The organism is Neobacillus sp. DFD-2R (assembly GCF_057747865.1).
Window position 1 is genome coordinate 3,323,501 of sequence record NZ_CM173228.1, and the last position, 19,238, is coordinate 3,342,738.

Sequence of the window (19,238 nt, forward strand, 5' to 3'; positions counted from 1 at the left end):
ACCGTTTCCCCATCGGCCGCTGAATAAAGTTGCTAAATGGTCGGACAAATATATCTACCACACAGCATTTTAATTCATATCATATTAATATCTGATAAACAAAGGAGAATTGCTATGTCTAAAGTGCCCTTATATATTGTTACAGGTGCGAAAGGTACGGGTAAAACAACGATTATTAAGGAACTGAGGAAACTAATGCCGGAATATGCAGTTTTTGATTATGATGATATTATTGAGTTTATAAATGACGACCTTCGCAAATTTGACAAACACAAATTGTTGAATATTTGGCTGCGCGTCGCACGAAATATTGCCGAAAGCGGCCGAAAAACCATCATATGCGGCATCATAAGGCCGGACGATGTTGAAAAATGTATCGACTTCGATAATTTTAAGCACGTTTACTACCTGGCTTTACATTGCGATGACCAAACCCGAGAGATACGATTGCAAAAAAGAAAAAGGATGACTGAAAAAAAGCTTCAAAGGAATAATGACTTTGCAAAATGGCTTATTGAGATTGCTGATAAATATAACCCGCCGATGCCAATTATTGATACTTCCAAAACCGATGTAACGAAAGTAGCTCAACAAATAAGAGAATGGATACATGGACACGAATAAAACATAACTCCCTTTAAGCAGGGAGTTTATTTTCTTTTCGAATCTTTCCATTCCAGATAGGATTGCTGATCGAACTTTTTTACTTGTTCCAAAAACTCCGATAGTAAACCTAATTTTCTCATGCATTTTAAGAGTCTAACGGGCCGGGTGGACTGTTTTTCCAATGAAAATGAGTTCACATGATCAATTACCTTAAGTTCTCCTTGTTTGGTTACGATGAGGTGGTCAAACCTCACGTCCAACCGGGTAAATTTTAATCGCTTCATTTCTTGTAGCAAGGATAGGATTTTTTTTGTGAAATCTTCTGTTAGATTGCCTTTTGTTTCAAGATATTCCTTTTTTGTAGAACCCTCAATGTACTCCATAATGATATAGTTTTCTCCAACCTCATAAAGTTTGGGAGCAAACCCCGCCTGTGCAATCTTTAAAACTTGGCTCTCTTTCAAGACGTTCGCTTGATTTGCGTAAACTTTTACGCATTGATCTGAAGAGAGTTTAAAAACGGCACCTTGCTTCCCTTTTCCAATCAACGGTAATGATGTTGGATTATGAACAATTTCTACTTCATTATCCCCTTTCCTGAAAACACGAATGGATTTAAAATCCTCCACTTTCTTCAACTCCTAAGTTCACAGCTTTGGCTGCTTTACCTAATCTTTCTTTTTTTCAAAGAATTGAAATCTTTCCATCGGTCATAGGATTGCTGATCGAACTTTTTTACCTGTTCCAAAAATGACGGTAATAAACCTAATCTGTTTAGACCTCTCATGAGCGACTCTGGCCGGTTAGACTGATCATCGCTTAATTTGAATGCATCCACAAGATCTATTACTTTTAGTACCTCATGCTCGGATATAATAATATTACTTAACCTCGAATCCAACTGGGCAAATTTTAATCGCTTCATTTCTTCCAGCATGATTAGGATTTTTTGGGTGATATCTTCTGTTATGTTACCTTTTGATTTAAGATATTGCTTTAAAGTAGAACCCTCAATGTACTTCAAAACAATATAGTTTTCTCCAACCTCATAGAGTTTTGGAATAATTGGTGATCCCTGTGTTGCTTTATAAGCTTTACTCTCTTTGAAGACGTTGTTTGGGTTTGCGTAAATTTTTACGCATCGATCCGAAGAAATTTTAAAAACAGCCCCTTGCTTCCCCGTTCCGATTAGCGGATACGAGGTTGGATTATGAACAACTTCTACTTTATTTTCGCCTTTCTTGGAAACACGAATAGATTTAAAATCCTCCATTTTTCTTTAACTCCTTGAAATATTGTTATTTGACTCTATGACCCGTGGTTCATAGCTTTATATATTTTATGTAAAGGATTTGAACTTGCTCTAGTTACACGCAGTTCCTTATATCCTCTTGTCCCTATATAATGAATTATCTTAATTTACTAAACTATTAAAGAAAAGGAAAAGAACGGCATGAATGACTTTAGTTCCATTACAGTCACACGTATAGGAAAACAAAAAGAATTGGTTGTCCATAATCCGACTTCATACCTGTTTATAGGGAAAGGGGTTCAGGGGGCAGTATTCAAGCTCTCAGAAGATCGCTGTGTAAAAATATTTTTAAAACCGAAAACGATGAAAAAGGAAAAAAAAGCGATGCTAAAAGGGCAAGGTTTACCTTTCATGCCGAAGTTTTTCGAATCTTGTCCCAACTATATCATTATGGAAGGTACTCCTTCCATTCGGTATAAAGCTTCTTGTCCATACCTTTGACCTGCTGCAAAAAGCGTTCAATTAATCCTAGTTCGGATAAGGTATCTAACAGCCGAATCGGTATGGGTTTCCGATCATAAGAACTCGCATGATCTACGGCTTTCAGTACCTGATTTTTATCAACAAAAATGTGACGAATGACACAGCGGTCCAAATTGGTAAATCCCAAACGCTTCATTTCTCTTTTCATAAGGCTATGTTAAAGGTAAAGGTTGATTTAAAGACAATATAAAAACCTGTTATTGGATATTTATGTTAAAATAAATATTAAATAGTGAAGATTTCTACTTAAACTAATGAAGCAGGTTCTGAAATAAGGAATTCAATTTATAGATGGATTTTACCGTTTAAAAAGAATAGTTAATTATTGAATTAAAAATAGGGAGAGATAAAATGTTTCCAATATTAGAGACAGAAAGACTAATACTAAGAGAATTAACAAAAGAGGATGCAGAAGGTATTTTTGCTTATTTTTCTAATGACAATGTAACACGTTATTATGGTCAAGAAACATTACAGAGTATAGAACAAGCAGATAAGTTCGTTGATTTCTTTTCAAAAAACTACGATGAAAAAAGAGGCATACGCTGGGGGATTGAAAGAAAAGAGACCAAAGGTATAATTGGAACAATTGGCTTTAATGCTTGGTTGCCTAAACATAAAAGAGCAGAAATAGGGTACGAAATCCATCCAGAGCAGTGGAGAAAAGGATATACTTCAGAAGCTATATATAAAGTTCTTTCATATGGCTTTGATGTTATGGATTTAACTCGTATAGGTGCTGTTGTATTTATTGACAATGAAGCATCTAATAATTTACTAACTAAAATTGGTTTTCAAAATGAGGGAATTTTGAAGAAATATATGTATCAAAATGGTGAAGCACACGATACCTATGTCTATTCATTACTTAAAAAATAAGTTATTCAGCTAACGGGTAATTTAGCGAAAAATGAGCTTGGAGATAAATTTCTTAGCTCATTTTAATGTGAAACCATTGGTGAATATTTGTAATTTCCTTTTAGAGATAATCTGTAATTTTAGAAGGCGGTGTTTCTAAATCTTAATGTATCTGAGGTTTCCCAGGTTCCGAGAATACTTGATAAAATAAGCATCAGCTTTTTCTTGCTTAAATCGCTTTCCATTTTCCTAATGTCCAGGAACTGAAACCAAACTAAATATAACTGTAAATACTTCGTAGAAACGCCATTAAATCTACTTATCCATTTCTTTAATCGGGAATGGTAATTATTAATATTGTTAAGATGATAGATGCCTTTCTTTACATATTCTTTCTTACTGCCATTTATGATAATGTGTTCCACGTTGTTATTAGCCGAATAAGATTTATAAGAATTATGAGCATCTGAAATAAGCACCGTATCACGTTGGAAATGTGATGTAAGGGTTGTATCAATTTGTTCGGTTAGAATTCTACCTGAACCGACACGCTTTGAAAGGGTTGTTTTGTTTCGGTCTCTTGCGACCAATACACAAACTTGTTCATTTGAGATGCCTCTCTTTGAAGCCGAACCACCACGTTTTCTTGATTTACGAGTTGTGATAACTTTTCAACCTTTATAACTTTCTAAGAAATAGGTTTCATCTACTTCTACTATTCCTTCAAGTGTACCGACACTTTCTTTCGCAAGAGCAGACAACACTTTATGTCTCCAGTAAAAAGCAGTTACGTGAGTGATGCCAACTATTTCGGCTGTCTTACGAAGAGATAACCCTTTCAACATACATTCAATAAAGGAAATCCATTTGTCTGCCTTTTTTGAACGATACATAGGGGTATTCGTTAAATCGCAGCTCAATTTAAGACAATTTTTGCACTTATAACGCTGGCGACCATCTCGCTTACCATAGCGAACAACCGACATACTTCCACAATGACGACAATGAAAACCGTGAGAAAATTTCCACTCCCTTAATTCACCGATTAAAACTCCTTGTTGAGAAGCAGAAGGAGTGAAATGGCGGGTAAGGAAATCTAAGATATTTTCTTTGTCCTTGTCGCTTAATGAAGCAATGTCAGCTAATATGTTCGCCACAGTCATTTGAATTACCCCTTTTGTCATTAATTACAATCAGGATACCACAAATGATTACGATTTATTCGAAATCAACCAAGAACTTTAACATAGCCTTTCATAATAACAATCTGCCGGGTAATCGATTCGGCTATCGTTCCTTGTTCCTGAAGATAATCCCGTAAAGAAGGGCCATCAATGTAACAGAGCCAAAAGAAAAAGCAGGAAATCATTAACAATTCCCTGCTTACAGCTATTTTAGAAGAACGCATTGCGAAAGTGAATATATTGCTTTACCTCAATAAACAATAACGGGTTCATACGTACTGAGATTATCATATACAGATTTCATCACATTTGGCGGAGTGTTGACACATCCTCCTGAACCTTGCGTAAGGTAGGCATTATTAGCCCAGTTTGTCCGCCAACTTGCATCATGAAACCCTTCTCCATCATTTGTAAAAGGTGCCCAATAATTTACTGGAACTCTATAGTGTGCCATTCCAACTTCGCTGCCCACAAGTATGGCAGGTGATCGTTTATACAAAATATACCATACTCCCGGATGTGTATCTTCATTAACGTCATGTCTACCTGTCACTACATTGGTTGTGAGTACTAATTGTCCATTTTTATAAAGCCAAATCCGTTGTTCTTGAATGGAAACTTCCGCATATGTGTTGCCGATTCCATTGTTCGTCGTGTTGTTAAAGCCGATGGCATCATGGTCCCAGCCATTCCCATAAACGCTGGAAGCAACGACTGAATTTTCTCCTTTTTCAAAGGCTTCCTGAATCCGATTTGTTTCTTTACTCGCATCAAGAGCCCATCCATAGGTTTGCCCTTTTACCGTTATGACCGAACCGGAATGCGTCTTAAATAGGAAATTTTTATTTAAAGTTGATTGTGTAGCATTGATCTTAGCAATCTCGTTTTTAATATCGCTTGGATCAACAGTATACTGCCCATCCTTCGACAAGGAGGCATTTTTAATTAAATCACTGGCTTTTAAGGAATACACTTGGTTCTGTACCGAATAACTAACGGTTCGTTGAAGGAGTTCTTGCAGTGTTTTCTTTTCTTTTTGTACAATCGGACTGTTTTCCTTGACAGGCTGTATGTATTCGGCATTCAGATAAATAACACTTTTATATGCCTGTTTTTGATAATCTTTTAACATTCCAGGGATATCATATTGATTTCCATTAATGCTTTTAGAAACCACCATATTGCCCTGTTCCAAATGGGCCTCTGCATCTTGGGGTGCTTTTAAATTCTTATTCATAAGTTGGAGTTTTTTTTCTATTTCATTTTTCATTTCGCTTCGATATGTATCCACTTTGCTTGGTGCCAACGAATAATTTCTTGCCTTTGAGGAAGGCCAAAACGTTTCTTGGCTTTTTAATACTTTCTTGATGCTAGACAAATCATTATTTGTAAATCCCGTTTTTGTATCTTTTCCATCGAAAATTTTGTCTTGACCAATATAGATTTCGTTTTTTAATACAGATGATCCTAACATTTGTAATGCTTGGTTAGCCATCATTCCACCTACGTCCGTGCCATTAATTGTGATATGAGAATTGAATCGGGTTGATTGATAATAGGAGATGCCTGACAATACGAGTGCACCTGCCACAATTGCACCGCCAATTCCAATTTTCCATTTTACCGGCCATTTGTTTAGGTCAGTCCTTTTATTCCCCATTTCTTCGACTACTTCTCGTGTTGCATTTTCCATAACCTTTCCCCCGTTTACCTGGTAACCTAGGCTTGTTTTCGACGTTACCTCTGGTTTGTTTTTCAAATTTGGATTTTTTTGTCTTTTTTAAAATTAACATTATTATAGTAGAATGGTAAGCATGAAATTTGTCATAATTTGTATAAAAATTAAAATTATCTCAATCTATGTTTTTATTTAACCCATTTAAAACCTCACAAAACACCATTCTTTAATGTTTAACCTCTCATTACACATCCCCTTTTGTTTTTAAATATTAACTATCACCCAAATTCATTTTCAAAACCGGAATAATTATAAGAATTAACAGCATTATTTTAAACTACCAATATTAATTTATTCTTAAATTAAAAAGACACCTGAATTAACAAGTATCTTATCCACTCAACACTTTATATCAGTATCCACCCACTTTACTTAAAAAAAGAGGCAGTTCCAAAAAGGATCGTGAATAAAGCCCTTTTACGACTGCTTCTGTTAAACTTTTCTTTCCAACAAAGTGAAGCCCTATCCACAAAGTATTTTTGATACAGTGGTCCTATTTTTAACTATACTTTCTTGTTAACTAAGATTCTAAAATTTGATTATAGAACATCGATTGAGTCATCAGTTGGGTTTGTAAATTAAATTTAGTTTCAATTGTATTACGGGCATTCTCACTATATTTTTTCCAATTCTCTCTTTTTTCAAGCATGTATTCTAATGCTTGAGCCAATTCATCGACATTGTTTTCTTGAACTAGTAGGCCATTGTGTTCATTCGTTACCAATTCAGGTATCCCGGCATGGTAAGTCGAGATAACCGGGCGACCAGTCGCCATTGCCTCTTTAAGTGTATTTGGAATTCCTTCAACGTCTCCATCTTTACCAGTTAAACTTGCCGCAACAAAAAGATCTGCTTTTTTCATGTGTTCTGCAACTTGGTCATACTGTATATGATTATATAATGTGAAAGAATTTCCTAACTTTAACTGTTGAGCAAGATTCTCTAAATATTCTCTATAAATTCCTCCTCCGATAACAGTTATAGATGTATTTGGATATTTTTCTCTAATCTTTGCGTAAGCTTGAAGCAAGATATCATGCCCCTTTTTTTCTACTAAACGTCCTATTGATAAAATATTAATATGCTCTTTGGATTCTTGCGGTGCTATATATTGGAATTTCCCTAAATCGATCCCGCCATATAAAACCTTTACTTTTTCAGGTGGACACCCTAAATCAACAATTTTATCAGCTAAGTACTTACAAACGGGAAAGAAGTTTGTCCCACCTTCAAATAATTTTAATAAATCATTTTTATGTGCCTCTTTGGATTGCACAACTGTATCTTTTCCACGAAAACTACACACAAGCGGTACACTAGCCTCTTGAGCAAATGGAAGTAATAATACTCCGAGATTTCCATGATGGGCATGGAGAATTTTAATATTTTGAGACATTACAAAGCTTTTAGGGTCTTTAATAGACTGTAAAAAATGTACATCTTCATTTAAAAGGGAATCATCACGAACATTTCTCATTGAACGAAGTAGCTGAATATTTCGGTAACCTGGTACAATTTGTGTGTGAGGAGTGGAATGACTGTATTCTAATTTATATTTAAGGTGTGCAATTGTATTAATTTTTATCAATCCTTTCTATTAGTTATTTAAGCTATATTCCATTAAACATATTTCTCAACTTATTTTAAACTTTATAAATTGTATTTATCTTCAAGCATTTTTAGCTTTTGATCATCCCAACCATATAACTGAAGTATCGATTCTATAATTTCCGGATGATAGATAGTTACTTTGAGACTGCTACGATTGTCACCGTGACCACTATAATATTCTGCTAAAGGATCTTCAATACAATAGCCATAATAGGAATTTGCGAGACGTAACCACATATCCCAGTCTTGCGAATATAAGTATTTTTCATTAAAAAGGAGCCCATTTGTAAAGCATTCTTTTGCAACAAGTACTGTGGATGTTCTGATTGTAAACTGACGTTTATACAAAGCAAATTGAAAATGTTCCAGGTTATTACATGTCAAAGCGGTCCGTATTATTTTCTTTTTTTTTACAACTTTAATTTGGTTGTACCAGCTATATTGGAATTTACAATCTGGATGCTCGTCAATAAATGCTAGTTGCCTTTCTAACTTATGAGGAAGAAAACAATCATCTGAATCAAGGAAAGCGATATATTCTCCTTGAGATAGTTGAATTCCTTTATTTCTTGCAGCCGACGGGCCTTGATTTTCTTGGTAAATATAATGAATAGAATCACCATATTCTAGGACCTTTTGCTTTGTCCGGTCTGTTGAGCCATCATCTACAACAAGAATCTCATAATCCGAATATGTTTGATTTAACACACTTTCAATCGCTCGGCCTATAAAGTTTTCACGATTAAACGTAGGAATAACAACACTTACCCTTACCATACTATTCACTCCTTGCGTTTATTGTTTATCCGACAGGATTCACATTTAAAAATATGTTTTTGTTATTTGTTGGATTTGTTCCTTTAATAGCTTTCTTCTTTGTAAAAGAAAAACGATTAAATATTCTTGTTCTGATTCTTTAAGATTCCATTCCCCGGGAATCGAATAGACTGCCTCCCTAATTTGAGCTATCGTTAAAGATTGAATTAACTGGAGAGTGTTTTGAAATAAATCTTTATTTTTTAAATGTTTCATAAAATAGATTTGATTTTTACTCCATTTTGGATTTATTTTCTTGCTAAATCTGATCAAATCGCTTTCTTCCCAAGTTCGTCCACAAAAAGCTTTTTCATGGTCAATAAATAGCAATTTAGGTTGAGGGTCATTTACTATTATCATGTTGTTCTTGTTTCGGTCTCTGTTATGAATCCACATATCGAATATGAGCATATCTGCTAAATTATTAATATTTTTACAATAAGCTAGGCTTATATCATTAACACTGATATTTTTTTTGAAGAAACTCCCAAAGGCAAGTCCCGGTGAAACACCTGTTTTTAAGCTTTCAGTAGATTGAATAAGGGCGTCGGGGATACTAATTAATTCGCAATCGGGCATAGGGAAATTAATTAATTTTCCTAATTGATAGGCCATCCACTCATTTATAATAGACCTTTTAAATTCTGCATTCATAAATTTAACAACATATATATTCCCATCATTACATTTAATTAATTTCGGATTTGTTCTACCCCTTCCAATCTCCCCAATATATTTAGTTGCCTGTAGTGTCAAATAAAATCACCTCTTTCATATATTAACTTTGGGTCATTTTCTAAAATATGCATTTTAGAATAACTTTGGAACGGCTTGTATTAGTTAATTCATGGAAAAATCATATTCATTTTTTTATGTAGACTGACGTCTAGTCAGTTTTTGTTATTTTCAAATCATATGGATGAACTTTTGTGAAAGGATGAATTTAATGGATGACTTTAAATCGATTTTTATTACTCAGAATTATCTAACAATTTTATTTGAGATCGTTATTCAATGATCTGGCCCTAAACATAAAGAAAAAGCACAATTCTTTCTGCAGAATTGCGCCCGATTATTGCATTAGAAAATTATCAACTAATTAAAATAAAAAAAGAGTAGCTTCTCAGCCACTCTTATCTGTTACTATATTTCAAGCAGTATTTTTTTCCAATCCAATTAAATTAGGAGATTCACAAATTATATGTTACACTGTTTATACCATTTGATTTACTGTTTCATGTTCGCTGTTTCCTCTACCCTACTCATTCGTGAGTGGGGTTTTTGTTTTAGACAAATAAAAAACAGACTCTAAATTAGAGCCTGCCTATATTCGTTCTTAGAATTAAGCTTTACGAACGTTAGTAGCTTGGGGTCCACGTTGACCTTGTTCTACATCAAAAGTAACTGCTTGACCTTCGTCTAAAGATTTGAAACCTTCGCTTTGGATAGCTGAGAAATGTACGAATACGTCGTCTCCTGCTTCACGTTCGATGAATCCAAAACCTTTTTCTGCATTAAACCATTTCACTTTACCTTGTTCCATTTGTATTTCCTCCTGTTGTGTGCAGTGCACACAATGTGTTACTATCCTTGCTCAAATCTTCAAGACGAAAAGTCAGTACTTATACTATCCTTAACACCGAACAAAAATAATTCCTCTTTAGAATAGCATTGTTTGAAAGTTTTTGCAAGGTTACTAAAAATAAATCGAATTAAGCCTTAAATAATCGTTGTTGGGAATCAAGGAGAAAAGCATCTCCAACCTATTTTTTGCAGACTCAATCAACCCTTCAATAAAGTCTGGTTTTTGATAATCCGTCTAAAGTGACAAACATGGTTTTGTATCATATGTTACGTTTTACATTTTCCCTAAACTTTTTCAACCAGTTTAGCTTTGTTTAGTCAATTAAGCGTTGACATCCACTTTTTTTGAGTGATACGATTGTAAATAATAAGAATTTTCTAAACTTTTTGTAAACAATTTTAGTAAACAAACCGAAACCGCCATGAAAAAATTAAAACTGGTTTACGCACCCACACGACGTTTCGTTTTCAGTACCGAAGATTGGTTTTGGTAATGTTCTTTGATTAAGTGATTTTACAAAAGGAGATATAAAAATGAATCGTTCTTATATGACTGTGACTGAAGTAACTGACTATGGCCCCTACATAACGAAAATCATTCTTCCGCTTTCCCAATCTGTTAAATCAGAGGTGCTATCGGAACATACTTTCAACGTTTATGTTGAGAGACGAAGCAAAAAAACCGGCGAAGTGCTTCAACTCAGAAAAGAATGGAATTCGAAAGAGACCCGTCCGTCAAAAGGATATTGTCGTGTCACAAAAGCGTATACATCAGACGGATATGGGAACAAAACCGAAATCGGCCGTAATGGCACGCTGGAACTCGAATGTGAACCGAACAACCGTTTAAACTCAGAAACTGCGTTTCTGGAACAGAGACATAATGTATATGTTTTCTGCGATTTTCGCATAACGCAGGTGAAAGAAATACAAACCGATAATGATCCCATTTCAGGGCTTGTCTATGATCATTTCAGCGGCGGCAGCATGGAGCAAGTCAAAGGCTGGGTAAACAGCAAATCATCATATGCTGAAATGCCCCTGCGTTTCGGCTATTATTCACCCAATATGAGCATTGGAAAACTTCCTTTGATTATTTGGCTGCATGGTGCAGGCGAAGGCGGATATGACACTGCGATCGCTTATACCGGAAATAAGGTTGTAAACTTGTCGAGCGATAAAGTACAGAGAATATTCGGCGGCGCTTATGTCCTTGCTCCCCAAGTACCCACAATGTGGATGGACGACGGTAGCGGCGAGTATACTCAGAACGGAAAATCAAAGTACGTGACGGCATTGAAAGCGCTCATTGATGAGCTTGTTGATATTCATTCAGACATAGATACAAATCGCATCTACATCGGTGGCTGTTCCAACGGCGGCTTCATGACGATGCGCATGATAATCGATTACCCCGGTTTCTTCGCTGCTGCATATCCTGTATGCGAAGCCCTCTATGACACGGAGATCACAGATCAAACTATTGAAGCTATCAAGAATACTCCTATCTGGTTCACACATGCCAAAAATGATACAATTGTAAATCCTGAGATCACAGTAATTCCAACATACGAGCGTCTACTCAGAGTCGGTGCACCCAATGTTCACTTTTCATTCTTTGATAAGGTCGTAGATACCTCAGGCATTTTCATGGATACTGAAGGCAACCCCTTTGAATTCTTCGGCCATGGTACCTGGATCTACATGCTCAAAGACGAATGTATACTTGATTACGATGGTTCTCCCGTAAAAGTAAACGGCAAAGATGTAACGCTTCTCCAATGGTTGGCGCTGCAGTCAAAACAATAACAAACCGGATTCGCCGATCCTATATGTAAAGTGCAGTTATTAAACACATTCATGCAAGAAAATATTCTTTCTGAAAACATCGCTTATTGATGGCGGTGTTTTCTCTTAATTCTTTTCGGTCAATTGGTTTTCCGAAAGTAAAGGCATATAACAAATTCATGAAAGAAAAGTATGCTGCTAAATCTGCCATAAGAAAAGAAAATTGGAGTTTTTCAGAAGGCTATTGGACTTTGGATATGAGACACAATTTTATAAAGCTCACCTTTCCACTTGGATCGCCAAACCGGTATCGAAAAAAGGACACTATTTAATAGTAGAAACTCGTCACGAAGAGGCACAGACCCGCACAAGTGAGGGACTTGAATCAAAAGGATGCTAAATTTCCTTTTTTCCTAAAATTGTGAAAAGCAAAAAGGAATCGTGAACAATTGGAGTAAAGAAATTTGCAAATTGGCTATCTACTATATACGACAGGTCCTCAGCAAGTGAACTTTTGAGCTAAGATTGGGGGAGGTTTCGATTTAATCGTAAGAGCTATCTATATGCAGATGTTATTTAAAGTTAAGTTATAAAGGAAAACTATATGGTTAAAGAAGTAATCAATTAGATAAATTAGTCTTTAAAACAAAAAAACAATAAACCGATTGATAACGTCATTCAGTTTATTGTTTTTCAAACATTTTATTTTTTAAAAAATCCATAAAAACAGATTTAGGTTTACCTTTTAAATAAATAAAGTCAATACTAATATTCGTTTTTACTGGAGGAGTCATTTCTACTCTAAATAACTCTTCATTTTCTAGTTCTTTTCTTACACAATGCTCAGGTAAAAAGCTAATGCCTAGACCTTGCAATACTAAATTTTTAGCAGTTTCCATATTATCAACTTCTAAATATATATTCGGATTTACACCATTACTTATAAAGAGACGATGAATAATAAGCCAATCGATAGATCCATAATCAAAAAAGATAAGAGGCTGTTTAGCTACATCCTCTACTGTTACTCCTTCTTCTTTTAAAAAAGAATGATTTGCAGGGACAAAGAGGCTAATAGGATCATTGTAAAGACGAATTGATTCTACTTGAGGGTGAGTTTCTGTTCGTATAATACCAAAGTCCACCTCTTTGTTAATGACCTTGTGCAAAATGTCTTTAGAATGCCCCGTTATAATTTTTATTCTAACGTCATTAAACTTTGATTTAAAAGCCGGCAAAATATCAGGGAGAACGTTATTTGAAATAGACAAAGCACTCCCAAGGACTAGCTCATAAGGTACAGTTACCTGTTGTAATCCGTACTTTGCTTCCTGATAAGATTGAAGAATTTTTTGTGCATGTGGAAAGAAATATTCTCCCTTTTCAGTTAAAGAAATTTTGTTCCCATTTCGATGAAAAAGCTTTAAATTAATTTCACGTTCAAGGGATTGAATACGAGCTGTTACAGAAGGTTGAGTTAAATAAAGAGCCTCTGCTGCTTTATTGAAACTACCTAATTGACAAACATAGATGAAGGCTTCAATATTTTCAATATTCATTTCTTACTGCTCCTTATTTTAGTTCACCATTTCATTTATCTACTATAACAAATCAATAAATTTAACTTTATTAAAAAGAAAAAAATATCGCTACCTCATTACATCTTCTTTCATTTATTAATTTACACCAATTGCATTTGCTGATACTTTCCCAATAGCTGTTTTAATTACGGTTTTGGCTAAAATTTCTGTTGGGTCAATAACACATATATCTTGCGAAGATTTAAGTACAAGAGGAATCTCTGTACAACCCGCTATTATAGCTTCTACCCCTCGATTTATTAATGTATTAGCTACTGTTGAAAGGTATAAAAGCCCTTTCTCTAAATCACTCCCTTTAATAGCATATATTCCTTCCATCACTTCTTTCTGCATTTGTAAATCAGGTTCAATGACATTAATATCATAGGCTTGACAACTATGTTGATACAGTTTTGTATTTATTGTTCCATCAGTAGCTAACAATCCAACTCTTCTAAAGCTTTTTTCATGTAAAAAGCGAGCTGTTTCTAATGGCATATTTAATACTGGGATACTGACGGAATTTTCTATTGAATTAAAGTAAAAGTGAGCGGTATTGCATGCAATTACAAGAAAATCCGCACCGGCACTTTCTAGTCTTTGTGCTGATTGTATAATAAATGGGGCAGGATCTGTACCTTTTTCCAAAATAGCTGTTGTTCGATCAGGTATTTGTGAATAATTGTCCACGATAATATGGATATGATCCTGGTCCTTCTTTGCAGGTGTATAGAAAATAATTTTATTCATTAAATCGACAGTTGCTAATGGTCCCATTCCACCAATAATCCCAACTACTTTTTGCATTTTCTTCACCACTTAATAATAAATTTTTAACCTTATAGTTTTTGGAAAGCTTTCCTATATTATAATTTTTATACTAATTGATGAATTATAGAAATAATCTATACACTTATAGAAACAATATATCGATAGCCTTGATTATGATAAAGCCTCGTTTGTACCAAATTATTACCAACATTCCATTGAAAAACATTTCCGTTAAAACCCTCGGAGCATTGTTGTGTAGCCTTCCTCCTGCAGGTCATCCGAATTGTTCCCTTACGTAAAGTTATTACAGGAGATAGAAAAAAGCCAATTTCACCTAAGTAAAATTGGCTTTTTTCTATCACTTTATGAAGTTTGCACTTGAACTAACCTCCCACGTTTCTTTAAGTACAAAACTTCACAATCTAGCTTTTATAATATCTCCTGTTCCATACTTAATTAAAACAGTAGTTACTGTAAACACTAAGAAAAAGCTACCAATAGAATGGCAGCTGAGAAAATTTTTATAAGATATCATATTGACTTTTAAAATTGAAAATCTCATCAACAGCTTTGCGATACCCACCTGAGCTTTGAAATGATTTGCTAATAATTGAAACAGCTTCAAGGAAATTTGGATGGTTCAGCACGTGATCTGCGGCTTCACGTAGTTGATTTGCAGTCAAGCTTTGCATTTGTAATTTGATACCGGCTCCAATATTGGCAACTTGTTGAGCAACCATCGGCTGATCCGCACTTTGTGGAATGACAATTAGCGGTACCCCGTAATAGAGACCCTCATTGGTACTATTCATTCCACCATGTGTGATAAATAATTTAGTGTATTTAAGCACTTCGGTTTGTGGAACATAATTTTTCACAATGAAATTTGGGGGGATCGCTCCCAAATCATCTAGTCGGGTTTGTTTCCCGATCGCCATGACAACGGTGTGATTGCTGTCGGCAAATGCTTCAAAACAAAGCTTATAAAAATCAACAGCACGATTAAAAACTGTACCGAGCGAAATGTAAATGGGGTTTTTTCCTTTGATGGCAGCAAGATCAAAGTTATTCTGCTTTAATCGTGAAGAGATGGATGGACCTACAAATTTGTAAGTTTGGTCAAATGCTTCTCCAAAAGGTTGAAACTCCTTAGTTGTATAGACGATTGTCAATGGTGCAGGGTTACAAAAAACTTCATAAGGAGAACTGATTTCAACATGATATTTTTCCTTAATTATTGTTATTAGGTTTTGAAAATCATCATTTATCCTTTTAACAATTTCCGTTGGGATATTTTGTGAAAGATGTTCTAATATTCTATCGAATGATATTTTAGTCTGGGCAAAAGATGTACATGAACTGATTGCGGGAAGCTTAAGGATTTGGGCAAGTAAACGTCCACAGCCAAACATAGAATCGTGGATGATGTAATCAAAGTGCTCTCCTTTGATCTGTTCAAGAACGCTAGGTATAACGATATCAGCCGTACGTAAAAGTCCGTTGATTCTTTCGTGTAAATAATTTCTTCCACCTGAGATAAAGGCGTTTAAAAATTTTTGACCGTCAAATGTTCGTACGGTAGCTCCCGTCTTCTCAATACTCTCTCGAAAATCTTCTATCGTAAAGTAGACGATCTCGTCTCCGCGGGAAATAAGCTCTTGCACAACGCCAATAGTTGGATTAATATGTCCTTCTGATCCAGCATTAATAAATAAAACACGTGCCATTACTACCACTCCTTAGGTAAAGATATTCTCTAAATTGTGTAAGAGTATGGGTCACTGTCCCATACCATTGTCCAACTCAAATAATGGAATTAAATTTATCATAGTACAATACTTGAAAATCTCAAACTTTTAATCACCCTTGTAATCTAAAATTAATATCACATCAAACGAAATCATTAAAAAGTAATGCCATTTTCAATAAACGAACCCGTTGGCTGAAGATCTTATCAGACCAAATTATCCCGGCAAGTATTAATCTTTCTACCACCCTAGCAATAATTGTACAGAACTTCCCAAAAAACACTAAGAGAACCGTTTTCTTATTTTTTATGCAAAAAAAAAGAGGGTGTCCCCAAAAAGCTTAGGATTTTGGGAAACCCTATTCATCATTTTTTCACTCTTATTTTCTCGGGTATGGCCGTCCAGAATTTAGGGTCTTCTAAACCGAGCCGCCAAATCCCGATTCCTTGTAAATTATATTTTTCCATAAGGTTTAGTTTAAACCTCAGACTGTAGCTATTTTCAAACCAGACCTGGTGGCTATGATGTTTTTCGTCTACATAACCGAAATGTGGTGTTTGCGTACGGGTGTCCCAGATAATTTTAGCTTGATATTTTGTTTTCAGCTCCATTATCTGTGCATAGGAGCTATAAATGGCTTTGTTTGCTGTTGTGTCCCAGTCCCATCCATAACCGGCGATACCGAGTAAAATTTTTGAAGGTGGAACACCATGTTTCAAAGCATAACGGATCGTTGCTTCTGTCCAATCGACTGATGCCGTTGACCCGGGTGTTGTTCTTGGGTTGTGTTCATCGTATGTCATAATCATTAACCTATCTGCAAATCGGCCAATTTTTGCGTAATCAAACCACGCTGACCAGGGATTAGCACGGGAATCACCTGTATTTGCCGGGACTGAAACCGTCACTGCTTTTCCATCTCGATGCAGCATATCAGACAATTTTTTTATCATCAGACTAAAGGAATTCCGGTCAGTCAAATACAAATTTTCCATGTCAATATTAACTCCGTCATAGTTGAACTGATTCATTTCATTTCGTAAGTTCTGAATGAAAACATTGCGGTTTTTATCGTTATCGAGTACATTACTTGCTACTTGCTTACCTTTCTCAACGGTTTCATATAAAAGGTTGTGTACAAGCAAATATACCTTCAGGCGTTTTTCATGAGCACTCTGAATAACCTTTCTCTTATGGTCGTCTGTAACGGAATCAATAAGACTGCCGGGATGTTTATCATCAAGCTTGTACCAAAAGGGTGCAATGATACTTAAATTGGTGAATTGCTCGTTAACTGTAAATTGAGACCCCGGTAACGTACCTTCCTGTTCTGTGTAGAAACCTAAAACTTCACGAGGCGTTTTATTTTGCGATGGCTTTCCAATACCGTATTTATTTTCCTGATTAATTTTAGGGCCGGATTCCTTCCTTTGTGACTGACTGCAGGATGATATAAGTAAAAAAGCGATGCTTAATGAAATGATGGTGAATGCCCGATAAAGTTTCGCGATATAATACACCTACTTCTCTAATTTTGTATATTTCTTAAGTTGATGAGAAAAGTTGAAACTTATTCAGGAAATCATATCTATGTTTTACCCACTTCATATTTCTTTTAAATGGTTGAATTTAGGCAATACTAATTGAAAGAATTCTTAGGATTACGTTATCAGTTTTAGGGGGGAGATACTTTGCAACATACTTGGCTTTCATTGTTACCTTTTATTATTGTGATTTCCATGTCCATCTGGCTAAAAAACATCTTACCCGGTCTTGTCCTGGGATTGCTGGTGGGTTCTTTGATTTTTAAAGCCAATTTATTAAATGGGACCTATCAAACGGTATCCTATATCGTGACAACCTTGTCCACCGGTAACAATATTAAAATCATCGGGTTTCTTTATTTATTTGGCGGTCTGGTTGGGATGATGAACATTTCAGGAGGGATTAAAGGCTTTTCCGAATGGGTTGGGAATAGGATTCGAACAGAGCGCGGTCTGCTTGGGCTTATTTGGCTTACTCTCCCTTTTACGTTTATGATGCCCATGTTTCGGATCATGATGATTGGCCCAATTGTTAAATCCCTGATTAAAAAAATGGACTTGTCGAAGCAAAGAGTCGGGCTAACGATGGATGTTTCAACAGAGTCAGTCATAGTTCTTTTACCAGTAGCTACCGCATTTGTAGGATTCATGGTCTCTTTAGTGGAAGGAAACATTCGAAAGCTTCATTTAGGGATGTCAGCCTACCATGTTTTTTTGCTGAGTATTTTGTTTGATTTTTTTGCCATTGTGATGTTGGTGATTGGGATTGTCCAAACCTTTTGGAACCCTGCTAATAAGAAATCCATCCTAAAACAAGATCAAAAACAGGAAGAGGAGGAAGTAAATGAATTTCACCGGGCTGGAATTACAAAAGAATTGTCATTGGTTAGAGCCCAACCGTGGAATTTGATTTTCCCTGTTTTCTTGCTGCTGGGATTATCCTTATTTCTTTTGTGGCAAGATGGTACAGCTAAAGGAGCACATAGCATATTCGAGGCATTTTCGATGGCGGATGCCACCTTTGTCATGCTATTGGCTGTTTTTATAACCCTTGTATTATCCTTTGTTTTTTACATTATAAGACGGCAGAAATTAGCTGAAATCCTGTACCATTTTTTTGATGGAGGAAACCAAATGATGGAGGCCATCATACTGCTTGTCCTCATCTGGTCCTTGACCCTATCGGCAGAGGATCTCGGTTTTTCAAAATTTATTAGTTCCACCTTAGGTTCCTTCTTACCTGCCTTTCTGACCCCGGTAACTATCTTCGTGCTCGGTTCCGTTATCGGCTATTTTATTGGTTCCTCTTGGGGAACATGGGGATTGTTCATGCCCTTAGGAATGTCATTGGCTGTTTCTACCGGGGCATCCATCCCGATAACCGTTGGGGCAGTATTTGCAAGTGGAGCATTTGGCGCATTATGTTCACCATTGGGCGATACTACCATTACCACAGCATCCATACTCGATATGACTCTTGTCGATTATGCCCGTTATAAATTGAAGATTGCTTCGATTGGCGGTGCGATTGCCGTCGTTTTATATATTGTAGGGGCTTTGTTTATTTCTTAAATATGTTATCCTTAAAAAATTGCGGCTTCGCCATATATAAAGA

General features: G+C 35.7%; 17 protein-coding genes and 1 pseudogene. 4 read left to right on the top strand and 14 right to left on the bottom strand.

What is annotated here, in order from left to right; translation table 11 throughout:
• Nucleotides 1-114: 114 nt before the first annotated feature.
• Nucleotides 115-624: an AAA family ATPase gene (locus AC3ANV_RS16710; protein WP_488309817.1), complete on the top strand. Its 510-nt coding sequence runs from the start codon at nt 115-117 to the stop codon at nt 622-624.
• A gap of 26 nt (nt 625-650) precedes the next feature.
• Here AC3ANV_RS16710 and AC3ANV_RS16715 read toward each other — a convergent pair whose 3' ends face one another.
• The 3 genes from AC3ANV_RS16715 to AC3ANV_RS16725 form a co-directional block, all read right to left on the bottom strand.
• A complete protein-coding gene (locus AC3ANV_RS16715) occupies nt 651-1,235 on the bottom strand; it encodes a hypothetical protein (RefSeq protein ID WP_488309818.1) in 585 nt (194 codons plus the stop codon).
• Between the two features lie 35 nt (nt 1,236-1,270).
• On the bottom strand, nt 1,271-1,879 hold the full coding sequence (locus AC3ANV_RS16720) for a kinase (protein WP_488309819.1): 609 nt from the start codon (nt 1,877-1,879) through the stop codon (nt 1,271-1,273).
• A gap of 427 nt (nt 1,880-2,306) precedes the next feature.
• Entirely contained in the window at nt 2,307-2,528 is a 222-nt protein-coding gene (locus AC3ANV_RS16725) for a hypothetical protein (protein ID WP_488309820.1), read from the bottom strand.
• Nucleotides 2,529-2,752: 224 nt separating this feature from the next.
• On the opposite strand from AC3ANV_RS16725, the gene AC3ANV_RS16730 reads away from it, so the two are divergent.
• Nucleotides 2,753-3,280: a GNAT family N-acetyltransferase gene (locus AC3ANV_RS16730; RefSeq protein ID WP_488309821.1), complete on the top strand. Its 528-nt coding sequence runs from the start codon at nt 2,753-2,755 to the stop codon at nt 3,278-3,280.
• A 119-nt stretch (nt 3,281-3,399) separates the two neighbouring features.
• Here AC3ANV_RS16730 and AC3ANV_RS16735 read toward each other — a convergent pair.
• The 7 genes and pseudogenes from AC3ANV_RS16735 to AC3ANV_RS16765 all read right to left on the bottom strand — a co-directional run bounded on the left by AC3ANV_RS16735 (nt 3,400) and on the right by AC3ANV_RS16765 (nt 10,151).
• Nucleotides 3,400-4,422, bottom strand: a pseudogene (locus AC3ANV_RS16735) (IS1595 family transposase).
• A gap of 65 nt (nt 4,423-4,487) precedes the next feature.
• Nucleotides 4,488-4,628 carry a hypothetical protein gene (locus tag AC3ANV_RS16740; protein WP_488309822.1) on the bottom strand — a complete coding sequence of 47 codons (141 nt, stop codon included), beginning with the start codon at nt 4,626-4,628 and terminating at the stop codon, nt 4,488-4,490.
• 65 nt (nt 4,629-4,693) lie between these two features.
• Nucleotides 4,694-6,136, bottom strand: coding sequence for a L,D-transpeptidase (locus tag AC3ANV_RS16745; RefSeq protein WP_488309823.1), 1,443 nt, complete (start codon nt 6,134-6,136; stop codon nt 4,694-4,696).
• A 565-nt stretch (nt 6,137-6,701) separates the two neighbouring features.
• Nucleotides 6,702-7,769 carry a glycosyltransferase gene (locus tag AC3ANV_RS16750; RefSeq protein ID WP_488309824.1) on the bottom strand — a complete coding sequence of 356 codons (1,068 nt, stop codon included), beginning with the start codon at nt 7,767-7,769 and terminating at the stop codon, nt 6,702-6,704.
• A gap of 62 nt (nt 7,770-7,831) precedes the next feature.
• Nucleotides 7,832-8,569, bottom strand: coding sequence for a glycosyltransferase family 2 protein (locus AC3ANV_RS16755; RefSeq protein ID WP_488309825.1), 738 nt, complete (start codon nt 8,567-8,569; stop codon nt 7,832-7,834).
• Between the two features lie 45 nt (nt 8,570-8,614).
• Nucleotides 8,615-9,364: a HipA family kinase gene (locus AC3ANV_RS16760; protein WP_488309826.1), complete on the bottom strand. Its 750-nt coding sequence runs from the start codon at nt 9,362-9,364 to the stop codon at nt 8,615-8,617.
• Nucleotides 9,365-9,950: 586 nt separating this feature from the next.
• Nucleotides 9,951-10,151, bottom strand: coding sequence for a cold-shock protein (locus tag AC3ANV_RS16765; RefSeq protein ID WP_488309827.1), 201 nt, complete (start codon nt 10,149-10,151; stop codon nt 9,951-9,953).
• A gap of 575 nt (nt 10,152-10,726) precedes the next feature.
• Between AC3ANV_RS16765 and AC3ANV_RS16770 the strand changes: the two genes are divergently transcribed.
• Nucleotides 10,727-12,001 carry a prolyl oligopeptidase family serine peptidase gene (locus AC3ANV_RS16770; protein ID WP_488309828.1) on the top strand — a complete coding sequence of 425 codons (1,275 nt, stop codon included), beginning with the start codon at nt 10,727-10,729 and terminating at the stop codon, nt 11,999-12,001.
• Nucleotides 12,002-12,663: 662 nt separating this feature from the next.
• Here AC3ANV_RS16770 and AC3ANV_RS16775 read toward each other — a convergent pair.
• The 4 genes from AC3ANV_RS16775 to AC3ANV_RS16790 all read right to left on the bottom strand — a co-directional run bounded on the left by AC3ANV_RS16775 (nt 12,664) and on the right by AC3ANV_RS16790 (nt 17,599).
• Nucleotides 12,664-13,539, bottom strand: a complete 876-nt coding sequence (locus AC3ANV_RS16775; RefSeq protein ID WP_488309829.1) for a LysR family transcriptional regulator — start codon at nt 13,537-13,539, stop codon at nt 12,664-12,666.
• Nucleotides 13,540-13,656: 117 nt separating this feature from the next.
• On the bottom strand, nt 13,657-14,367 hold the full coding sequence (gene cuyB / locus AC3ANV_RS16780; RefSeq protein ID WP_488309830.1) for a cysteate racemase: 711 nt from the start codon (nt 14,365-14,367) through the stop codon (nt 13,657-13,659).
• 485 nt (nt 14,368-14,852) lie between these two features.
• On the bottom strand, nt 14,853-16,058 hold the full coding sequence (locus AC3ANV_RS16785; RefSeq protein ID WP_488309831.1) for a macrolide family glycosyltransferase: 1,206 nt from the start codon (nt 16,056-16,058) through the stop codon (nt 14,853-14,855).
• Between the two features lie 386 nt (nt 16,059-16,444).
• Nucleotides 16,445-17,599, bottom strand: coding sequence for a glycosyl hydrolase family 18 protein (locus tag AC3ANV_RS16790; protein WP_488309832.1), 1,155 nt, complete (start codon nt 17,597-17,599; stop codon nt 16,445-16,447).
• Between the two features lie 171 nt (nt 17,600-17,770).
• Here AC3ANV_RS16790 and AC3ANV_RS16795 point away from each other — a divergent pair, with 171 nt between their 5' ends.
• Nucleotides 17,771-19,195, top strand: coding sequence for a Na+/H+ antiporter NhaC family protein (locus AC3ANV_RS16795; protein ID WP_488309833.1), 1,425 nt, complete (start codon nt 17,771-17,773; stop codon nt 19,193-19,195).
• The last annotated feature ends 43 nt before the right edge of the window (nt 19,196-19,238 follow it).

Excerpts from the sequence above, each read along its gene's own strand:
- AC3ANV_RS16765 (WP_488309827.1), bottom strand. The coding sequence starts at position 10,151 with ATGGAACAAGGTAAAGTGAAATGGTTTAATGCAGAAAAAGGTTTTGGA.
- AC3ANV_RS16745 (WP_488309823.1), bottom strand. The coding sequence starts at position 6,136 with ATGGAAAATGCAACACGAGAAGTAGTCGAAGAAATGGGGAATAAAAGG.
- AC3ANV_RS16740 (WP_488309822.1), bottom strand. The coding sequence starts at position 4,628 with ATGATTTCCTGCTTTTTCTTTTGGCTCTGTTACATTGATGGCCCTTCT.
- AC3ANV_RS16770 (WP_488309828.1), top strand. The coding sequence starts at position 10,727 with ATGAATCGTTCTTATATGACTGTGACTGAAGTAACTGACTATGGCCCC.
- AC3ANV_RS16730 (WP_488309821.1), top strand. The coding sequence starts at position 2,753 with ATGTTTCCAATATTAGAGACAGAAAGACTAATACTAAGAGAATTAACA.
- AC3ANV_RS16755 (WP_488309825.1), bottom strand. The coding sequence starts at position 8,569 with ATGGTAAGGGTAAGTGTTGTTATTCCTACGTTTAATCGTGAAAACTTT.
- cuyB (WP_488309830.1), bottom strand. The coding sequence starts at position 14,367 with ATGCAAAAAGTAGTTGGGATTATTGGTGGAATGGGACCATTAGCAACT.
- AC3ANV_RS16785 (WP_488309831.1), bottom strand. The coding sequence starts at position 16,058 with ATGGCACGTGTTTTATTTATTAATGCTGGATCAGAAGGACATATTAAT.
- AC3ANV_RS16775 (WP_488309829.1), bottom strand. The coding sequence starts at position 13,539 with ATGAATATTGAAAATATTGAAGCCTTCATCTATGTTTGTCAATTAGGT.
- AC3ANV_RS16720 (WP_488309819.1), bottom strand. The coding sequence starts at position 1,879 with ATGGAGGATTTTAAATCTATTCGTGTTTCCAAGAAAGGCGAAAATAAA.
- AC3ANV_RS16710 (WP_488309817.1), top strand. The coding sequence starts at position 115 with ATGTCTAAAGTGCCCTTATATATTGTTACAGGTGCGAAAGGTACGGGT.